The 10000-nt window shown below is 34.7% G+C and carries 8 protein-coding genes (1 of these 8 cut by a window edge); all 8 read left to right on the forward strand.

Annotated features, from left to right (window positions below; all coding sequences use genetic code 11):
* A partial coding sequence (gene dnaA, locus NX902_RS00005) for a chromosomal replication initiator protein DnaA (protein WP_445668870.1) occupies positions 1-1341 on the forward strand: 1341 nt, incomplete at its 5' end.
* Between the two features lie 198 nt (positions 1342-1539).
* Positions 1540-2673 carry a DNA polymerase III subunit beta gene (dnaN, locus tag NX902_RS00010; protein ID WP_095333223.1) on the forward strand — a complete coding sequence of 378 codons (1134 nt, stop codon included), beginning with the start codon at positions 1540-1542 and terminating at the stop codon, positions 2671-2673.
* Between the two features lie 218 nt (positions 2674-2891).
* Entirely contained in the window at positions 2892-3104 is a 213-nt protein-coding gene (gene yaaA, locus NX902_RS00015) for a S4 domain-containing protein YaaA (protein WP_047944608.1), read from the forward strand.
* A 14-nt stretch (positions 3105-3118) separates the two neighbouring features.
* Positions 3119-4237: a DNA replication/repair protein RecF gene (gene recF, locus NX902_RS00020; RefSeq protein ID WP_172859346.1), complete on the forward strand. Its 1119-nt coding sequence runs from the start codon at positions 3119-3121 to the stop codon at positions 4235-4237.
* A gap of 15 nt (positions 4238-4252) precedes the next feature.
* Positions 4253-4498: an extracellular matrix regulator RemB gene (gene remB, locus NX902_RS00025; protein WP_047944610.1), complete on the forward strand. Its 246-nt coding sequence runs from the start codon at positions 4253-4255 to the stop codon at positions 4496-4498.
* Positions 4499-4555: 57 nt separating this feature from the next.
* Positions 4556-6487: a DNA topoisomerase (ATP-hydrolyzing) subunit B gene (gene gyrB / locus NX902_RS00030; RefSeq protein ID WP_095333220.1), complete on the forward strand. Its 1932-nt coding sequence runs from the start codon at positions 4556-4558 to the stop codon at positions 6485-6487.
* A gap of 166 nt (positions 6488-6653) precedes the next feature.
* Entirely contained in the window at positions 6654-9167 is a 2514-nt protein-coding gene (gyrA, locus tag NX902_RS00035) for a DNA gyrase subunit A (protein ID WP_163185949.1), read from the forward strand.
* Between the two features lie 188 nt (positions 9168-9355).
* Positions 9356-10000: the 5' portion of an HD-GYP domain-containing protein gene (locus NX902_RS00040; RefSeq protein WP_095333217.1), read on the forward strand. Its footprint extends 435 nt past the window's final position; only the first 645 of its 1080 coding nucleotides appear in the window; the start codon lies at positions 9356-9358; its stop codon lies beyond the right edge, outside the window.

Here is a 10000-nt window from a genome sequence, read left to right on the forward strand (position 1 = left end):
TTGAAGAATATAACGGATCTCTGGAATAATGCCCTAAGTACAATCGAAACAAAGATTAGTAAACCTAGTTTTGATACATGGCTTAAGCCTACAAAGGCTAATTCCTTGCAAGGAGATCTTCTAGTTGTAACAGCACCTAATGAATTTGCCCGAGATTGGTTAGAAGAACGGTACTCTCAACTGATTGCTGAAATACTTTATGAAATTACAGGAGAGGAACTTCTTGTAAAATTTATTATTCCTCAAAATCAAAAAGAAGAGGAATTCGATCAGCAAATTTCTACCAAACAAAAGAAAAAAGAAGAAGAAGTTACGGAACAAACTATTTTAAATTCCAAATATACGTTTGACACTTTTGTAATTGGATCTGGAAATCGCTTTGCTCATGCAGCTTCCCTTGCTGTTGCCGAAGCACCTGCAAAGGCATATAACCCTCTATTTATTTATGGAGGAGTTGGACTTGGAAAAACTCACTTAATGCATGCAATTGGTCACTATGTTCTTGATCATAATCCATCTGCTAAAGTGGTTTATTTATCTTCTGAGAAATTCACAAACGAATTTATTAATAGTATCCGTGATAATAAAGGTGCTGAATTCCGTGATAAATATCGAAATGTTGACGTTCTTTTAATAGATGATATTCAATTTCTTGCTGGAAAAGAATCAACACAAGAAGAATTTTTCCATACATTTAACACGTTACATGAAGAAAGCAAACAAATTATTATCTCTAGTGATCGTCCTCCAAAGGAAATTCCAACACTAGAGGATCGCCTGCGTTCTCGTTTTGAATGGGGACTTATTACAGATATTACGCCACCAGATTTAGAAACACGGATTGCTATCTTAAGAAAAAAAGCAAAAGCAGATGGGTTAGACATCCCAAATGAAGTAATGCTTTATATTGCTAATCAAATAGATTCAAATATTCGCGAGCTAGAAGGTGCACTTATTCGTGTTGTTGCATATTCTTCTTTAATTAATAAAGATATAAATGCTGATTTAGCAGCTGAAGCATTAAAAGATATAGTCCCAAGCTCTAAACCGCGAGTAATAACCATTCATGATATTCAAAAAGTAGTAGGAGAGCATTTTCATATCAAGTTAGAAGATTTCAAAGCCAAAAAACGAACGAAATCCATTGCATTCCCAAGACAAATTGCTATGTACTTATCAAGAGAATTGACGGATTTCTCCTTACCAAAAATCGGGGAAGAGTTCGGCGGTCGTGATCATACAACTGTTATTCATGCCCATGAAAAAATATCAAAATTGCTTTTAACAGACTCTCTTCTTCAAAAACAATTAAAAGAAATAAATGAACTCTTAAAAGTTTAGATAGAATAATGTGTATAACTCGCCTTACTTTAAACACAGTCTATCCACATGTTGATAGACTGTGTTTCCTTGCTTAAATATAGTTATCCACATACTAACAGGACCTACTACTTGTACTACTATTTTTTTTAAAATATATTATTAAAATAAGCATTTAGAACTTACATTCAAAAATTATTTAAATCGGAGGATTAATTAATGAAATTCATCATCCAAAAAGACCATCTTGTTCAAAGTGTTCAAGATGTAATGAAAGCAATTACTAGTAGAACAACAATTCCTATTCTAACTGGGATAAAAATTGTTGCGAGTGAAGAAGGAGTAACATTAACTGGAAGTGATTCTGATATTTCCATTGAATCTTTTATTCCTAAAGAAGAAGGAGATCAAGAAATAGTTGATATCCAACAGCCTGGTTCTATTGTTTTACAAGCTAAGTTTTTTAGTGAAATTGTAAAAAAACTCCCTACCAGCCAAGTTGAAATTATGGTTGATAATTTACAAACAACAATCCGTTCTGGTAAATCAGAGTTCAATTTAAATGGACTTGATTCTGAGGAATACCCGCATTTACCACAAATTTCGGAACAAAATTCTATTAAAGTTCCTACAGATTTACTAAAAAATATTATTAAACAAACTGTTTTTGCAGTGTCCACCTCAGAAACACGTCCAGTGTTGACAGGTGTAAACTGGAAAATAGAAAACAATGATTTAATCTGTATTGCAACAGATAGTCATCGACTAGCTTTAAGAAAAGCAAAAATAGAAACAGAGGAAGAACAATCATTTAATATTGTTATTCCAGGAAAAAGTTTAAATGAGTTGAATAGAATTTTAGATGATCATGATGAGCCTGTTGAAATTTTTGTTACGGAAAACCAGATTCTATTTAAAACGAAACATATTCTATTTTTCTCACGCTTGTTAGAAGGGAATTATCCTGATACCAATCGCTTAATACCTACTGAAAGCAAGACGGATATTGTTGTAAACTCTAAAGAATTTTTGCAATCCATTGATCGTGCTTCCTTACTTGCACGTGAAGGCCGAAATAATGTTGTTAAATTTTCAACCATGAGTGATAATGTGATAGAAATTTCTTCTTTTACTCCGGAAATTGGAAAAGTAATGGAGGAATTAGTGAGTGAATCAGTTAGTGGGGAAGAATTAAAAATTTCTTTCAGTGCTAAATTTATGATGGATGCGTTGAAAGTTCTTGAAGGATCAGAAGTGAAAATTAGTTTTACTGGAGCGATGCGACCATTTGTTATTCATCCAACAAATGATGATTCTACATTGCAGCTTATATTACCGGTTAGAACCTATTAAAAGTTTTGGGTGTTCTGTTTAATGAACACCCAATTTTTCTTTTTATAGAGTGGTTGCATGAATATACAAAACGATTAATAAGTAAGTTGTGAGTGTGTTTTAACCTGCTCATTTCGACTATTCACGACTTATTTATAGAAATATTACACTTTTCTTTGTGTATCAATAAATTATTTAGTAGAATAGAAAGATACGATTAAAGTTGAGAGAGTGAAAAGATGAATAATCAAATTAAAATTGACACGGATTATATTACATTAGGTCAATTTCTAAAAGTAGCAGAGTTAATACAATCAGGTGGAATGGCAAAATGGTTCCTAGGAGAATACGAGGTATTTGTGAATGGGGAACAGGATCAGCGCAGAGGAAGAAAATTAAGAAGTGGTGACGAAATAAATATTCCTTCATTTGGCAAGTACACTGTTTTATAAAAGGGTGAAACCAAATGTATATTGATGAGTTGCTTTTGAGAAATTACCGGAATTATGAGGAACTGAATATTTCTTTCGAAAATAAAGTAAATGTAATTTTAGGAGAGAACGCACAAGGAAAAACCAATGTGATGGAATCTATCTATGTTCTAGCTATGGCTAAATCTCACCGAACCTCTAATGATAAAGAACTTATTCGTTGGGACAAAGAATATGCTAAAATAGAAGGTAGATTAGTTAAGGCACATGGGAAAATTCCCATGCAGTTAGTCGTGGCTAAAAAAGGGAAAAAGGCAAAGTTTAATCATATAGAGCAGCGAAAACTAAGTCAATATATCGGTAATATGAACGTAGTTATGTTCGCACCTGAAGATTTAAATCTAGTAAAAGGCAGCCCGCAAATTAGAAGAAGATTTATTGATATGGAAATAGGGCAAATATCACCAGTATATTTGCATGATATGAGCCAGTATCAAAAAATTTTACACCAGCGAAATACCTACCTAAAACAATTACAAACAAATAAACAAACAGACCATACAATGCTTGAAATACTAACCGAACAATTTATAGATATGGCAGTTAAAATTGTCGTAAAGCGTTTTGAATTCCTGCATCTGCTGGAAAAATGGGCGGTTCCGATTCATAAAGGAATATCTCGCGGGTTGGAAACACTAGAAATTCGCTATAAACCTTCCGTCGATGTATCAGAAGACCAAGATTTGTCGAAAATGAAGAGCATATACGAAGAAAAATTCCAACATTTAAAAAAACGGGAGATTGATCGAGGGATGACGTTATTCGGACCTCATCGTGATGATATGATGTTTTATGTGAATAATAGAGATGTACAAACCTTTGGTTCACAAGGACAGCAACGAACGACTGCATTATCAATAAAGATGGCGGAAATTGAATTAATTTATTCTGAGATTCGTGAGTATCCAATACTCCTGCTAGATGATGTCCTTTCTGAATTAGATGACTACCGGCAATCTCATTTATTAAATACCATTCAAGGGAAAGTGCAAACTTTTGTGACAACAACCAATGTTGATGGAATTGACCATCAAACGTTAAAAGAAGCTGCTACTTTTCAGGTTGAATCCGGAACGATTAAAAAGATTCAATAACTTTGAGGTGAAAAAGTGTACGTTCATATTGGAGAAAATATTCTTGTGCGAACTTCAGAAATTTTAACTATATTAGATAAACAGACAGTTGAGTCCTCTCCTATCTCAAAGGAATTTCTAGAACGACAAAAAGCAATGACCAATGGGAAAAGTTCCACTTATAAATCTATTGTGATAACGAAGGATACTATCTATTTTTCGCCGATTGCTTCTAATACGTTAAAAAAAAGAATAGTCCAGTTAACTATTCAAGAGTACTAATGATGCAAAATTAAATGAAAAAATTTTTTGATGTCAATAGAAAGTTAGGTGATCGATATGTCAACGGAACAAAATCCAGTTGAACAACAATCTTATGATGAGAGTCAGATACAGGTTTTAGAAGGCTTAGAGGCTGTTAGAAAAAGACCAGGAATGTATATCGGGTCAACAAGTGGCCGAGGTCTGCATCACTTAGTGTGGGAAATTGTCGATAACAGTATTGATGAAGCGTTAGCTGGTTTCTGTAATGAAATAAATATTATTATCGAACAAGATAATAGTATTACGGTTAAAGATAATGGTCGTGGTATTCCCGTTGGTATTCAGGAAAAAATGGGAAGACCAGCTGTAGAAGTAATCATGACAGTTCTCCATGCCGGAGGAAAGTTCGGCGGCGGCGGTTATAAAGTGTCTGGTGGACTTCATGGGGTAGGTGCTTCGGTAGTAAACGCACTTTCGACAGAATTAGAGGTTTTTGTACATCGGGATGGAAATATTTATTACCAAAAATACCAAAAAGGGGTTCCTGCTGCTGATTTAGAAATTATTGGTGAAACGGATACTACTGGAACCACTACACACTTTAAGCCAGACGGCGAAATTTTCAAGGAAACATTAGAATATGACTATGAAACATTAGCTAATCGCGTTAGAGAGCTTGCTTTCTTAAATCGTGATATTCGTATTACGATTGAAGATAAACGTGAAGGATTGGAAAAAAGAAAAGAATACCATTATGAAGGTGGTATAAAATCATACGTAGAGCATCTAAATCGTAATAAAGAGGTCCTTTTTGAAGAACCAATTTATATTGAAGGAGAAAAAGACGGGATAACAGTTGAAATCTCTTTCCAGTATAATGACGGGTATACCGGTAATATTCATTCATTTGCAAATAATATTAATACGCATGAAGGTGGAACTCATGAAGCTGGCTTTAAGACAGCCCTCACCCGTGTAATTAATGATTATGCAAGAAAGAATAACTTATTAAAGGAATCAGATACGAATCTTTCGGGTGAAGACGTAAGAGAAGGTCTTGTTGCAATCGTCTCTGTTAAACATCCAGATCCACAGTTTGAAGGACAAACAAAAACCAAACTAGGAAATTCAGAAGTTCGTACCATTACAGATACTGTTTTTTCTGAACACCTTGAGAAGTTCCTTTTAGAAAATCCTACGGTGGCTCGTAAAATTGTTGACAAAGGTCAAATGGCTTTAAGAGCAAGGATTGCTGCGAAAAAAGCAAGAGAATTAACTCGTCGTAAAAGTGCTCTCGAAGTTTCGAGCTTACCAGGAAAATTGGCGGATTGTTCTTCAAGAGACCCGAAAATTAGTGAACTATTCATAGTAGAGGGAGATTCTGCTGGTGGTTCTGCAAAATCAGGTAGAGATCGTCATTTCCAAGCAATCCTGCCGCTAAGAGGTAAAATACTTAATGTTGAAAAAGCTAGACTAGATCGGATTTTATCTAACAATGAGGTTCGTTCCATGATTACTGCAATTGGAACAGGAATTGGGGATGATTATGATATATCAAAAGCGAGATATCATAAAATTGTTATTATGACAGATGCCGATGTTGATGGTGCTCATATTCGAACATTATTATTAACCTTTTTCTACCGTTATATGAGAAAGATTGTAGAAGCTGGTTATATTTATATCGCTCAACCGCCACTATACAGCATTAAACAAGGGAAAAAGCTAGAATATGCATATAGTGATAAACAATTACAAGAAGTTCTAGCTACATTACCAGCTACCCCTAAACCGAATATACAGCGTTATAAAGGATTAGGAGAAATGAATGCAGAGCAGTTATGGGATACAACAATGGATCCTGAACACCGAGTACTTTTACAAGTAAGTTTAGATGACGCCATTGAGGCAGATGAAACATTTGAAATGCTAATGGGTGATAAAGTAGAGCCACGCAGAAACTTTATAGAAGAAAATGCGACCTACGTTAAAAACCTAGATGTTTAAAGATAGGAAAAGAAATTTGGTGCTGATTAGATTGGCACCTTGTGTGTTTCTTTAGAAGTTAGTTATTCCTATTAATCATAAGGAATTCGATTAGATATTCTTTTTCTAAAAACACTTTTTGTCAAGAAGAAGATGATCTAATTGTTTCTTAAGGAGGTTCCTTTACATGGCTGATATGCCAAATTCTCAAATTAAAGATAGAAATATAAGTAAAGAAATGCGTGATTCCTTTTTAGATTACGCGATGAGCGTTATTGTTTCTCGTGCTCTTCCAGATGTACGAGATGGACTAAAACCTGTACACCGACGTATTTTATATGCGATGCATGATCTTGGAATGCATTCTGACAAGCCGTTTAAGAAATCGGCCCGTATTGTTGGGGAAGTTATCGGGAAGTATCATCCACATGGTGATAGTGCTGTTTATGAGACAATGGTTCGTATGGCTCAGGATTTTAACTATCGCTATATGCTTGTTGATGGGCATGGTAACTTTGGATCTGTAGATGGTGACTCTGCCGCAGCGATGCGTTATACGGAAGCAAGAATGTCAAAAATAGCAATGGAGCTATTACGTGATATTAATAAAGATACAATTGATTACAAGCCAAACTTTGATGGAGAAGAAAAGGAACCAGTAGTATTACCTTCTCGATTCCCTAACTTACTAGTGAATGGTACAAGTGGGATAGCGGTCGGAATGGCTACAAACATCCCTCCACATCAATTAGGAGAAGTAATAGATGGAGTCCTTGCTGTAAGTAAGAATGCTGATATTACCATTCCTGAATTAATGGAAATTATTCCAGGACCCGATTTTCCAACTTACGGAATGATCGTAGGTAGAAGCGGAATTAGAAAGGCCTATGAGACTGGCAGAGGTTCCATTATATTAAGAGCACGAGTGGAAATTGAAGTGAAGCCTAGTGGTAAGGAAGTTATTATTGTGAAAGAGATTCCTTATCAAGTCAATAAAGCAAGACTAGTAGAGCGTATTGCTGAATTAGTCCGCGATAAAAAAATTGATGGAATCACTGATTTACGAGATGAATCGGATCGTAATGGAATGCGCATTGTAATTGAAGTGCGAAAAGACGCAAATGCCAATGTTTTATTAAATAATCTATATAAGCATACGGCTATGCAGACGAGCTTTGGTATTAATCTCCTTGCACTGGTTGATGGGCAGCCAAAGGTACTTAACTTAAAACAATGTTTAGCTCATTATCTGGATCATCAAAAAGTTATTATTCGCAGAAGAACAGAATTTGAATTAAGAAAAGCTGAAGCTAGAGCTCATATACTAGAAGGGCTGCGCATCGCTTTAGATCACTTAGATGAAGTAATTAGCTTAATTCGTAGTTCCCGAACCACGGATATAGCGCGTGAAGGATTAATGACGAACTTTAATCTTTCGGAAAAACAAGCTCAAGCTATTCTGGATATGCGTTTACAAAGATTAACTGGATTAGAAAGAGAAAAAATCGAAGATGAATATCAAGAATTAGTTAAGTTAATTGCTGAATTAAAAGCTATTCTAGCGGATGAAGAAAAAATCTTAGAAATTATTCGTGAAGAGCTTCTAGAAGTAAAAGAGCGATTTAACGATACACGTCGTACGGAAATTATTGCTGGTGGAATTGAAAACATCGAAGATGAAGATTTGATTCCAGAAGAAAATATCATTATAACCTTAACTCATAATGGTTATATTAAGAGACTGCCAGCATCTACTTATCGAGCACAAAGACGTGGAGGAAGAGGAATTCAGGGCATGGGTACGAATGAGGATGACTTCGTTGAACAGTTAAGCTCAACATCTACTCATGACACTATTCTATTCTTTACTAATAAAGGGAAAGTATACAGATTAAAAGGGTATGAAATACCGGAATTCAGCCGTACTGCTAAAGGTATTCCAATCATTAACCTTTTAGGTGTGGAAAAGGATGAGTGGGTCAATGCAATTATTCCTGTTTCAGAATTTGTAGATGATTGGTATTTATTCTTCACTACAAAAGAAGGAATATCTAAACGTTCTCCATTATCATCTTTTGCTAATATAAGAAATAATGGACTAATTGCTGTTAACTTAAGAGAAGGCGATGAGTTAATCTCTGTACGTTTAACAGATGGTTCAAAGGAAATTATTATTGGTACGAAAAACGGCTTGCTTATTCGCTTCCCAGAGACAGATGTACGTTCTATGGGTAGAACAGCAACTGGCGTAAAAGGTATTACTCTATCATCTGAAGATGAAGTGGTAGGTATGGAAGTTCTTGAAGAAAATTCAGAAATACTGATTGTAACTAAGAAAGGTTACGGAAAAAGAACACCGATAGATGAATATAGAGTTCAAGGTAGAGGCGGAAAAGGTATTAAGACATGCAACATTACCGATAAAAACGGAAATCTTGTATCGATGAAAGTCGTTACCGGTGAAGAAGATGTAATGATTATCACAACAGGTGGCGTTTTAATCAGAATGGCAGTAAGCGATATTTCTACAATGGGTAGAAGCACTCAAGGAGTCCGACTGATTAAATTAAATGAAAGTGACAATGAATTTGTTGCAACTGTTGCGAAGGTAGAAAAAGAAGATGAAGAAGTGGAAGATGTGGAAATGACTGAAGAAGGTCAACAAGCATCTTCAGAGAATGACACGGATTCAAACGAATAATGAATAATATGGTGGAGAGATGTCTTAAAGGAAAACCCTAGAGACATCTCTTTTTTTATGAAAATCAATTCATATAATTTAAATATATAGTTAATTTTAGGAGTAAAGGATGAAATTAATGGGTTACAATTCAAAAAAAATACATTAAAATAGTAAAAAAGTCCGTTTTTTTTAAAGGGTGGTTTCCAATGATTGTTAAAGTTAGAGCATTAAAGCCAGGCAGTATTTTAGCAGAAGACATTTTTATACGAACAAACAGACCAATAATTACTGCAAAAACGGTTTTAGCCGAGGAGCATATCAGGATATTAAAAGCTTTTTTAGTAGAAGAAGTAGCAATTGAAAATACACAATTAGATGGTACACAAATTATTCAGTCATCTTCATCTTTTCCTAAAGGAGAGAGAAAGGATGTGGAAAGTGGCTTTATAGATCTTTTTTTACATACAGTTCAATTGTACAAAAAAGAATTTATTTCTTGGCAGTCTGGATTCTCTGTAAATATAGCCAATATTAGAAATATAATTTTACCATTGTTAGAAGAGTTAGAGCATGTCTCAAAAGAAATATTTTCTCTTTATCATTTATCGAATAAGAAAGAATATATACATCAGCATTCTATTGCAGTTGCAATTATTAGCGCATTTATTGCTAGGAAAATGAATTACAGCTACAGAGATACGATCCAAGTAGCATTAGCAGGTTGTTTAAGTGACGCGGGAATGGCTAAGATTGATCAACGGTTATTATACAAGACTGAGCCTTTAACAGAGGAAGAGTTTGATGAAGTCAAAAAACATACAAGATACAGTTTTGAAATGATTCCTGAGCAT

Origin of the sequence: Niallia sp. FSL W8-0954 (genome assembly GCF_038005605.1) — a bacterium.
Taxonomy (GTDB): domain Bacteria; phylum Bacillota; class Bacilli; order Bacillales; family Cytobacillaceae; genus Niallia; species Niallia circulans_A.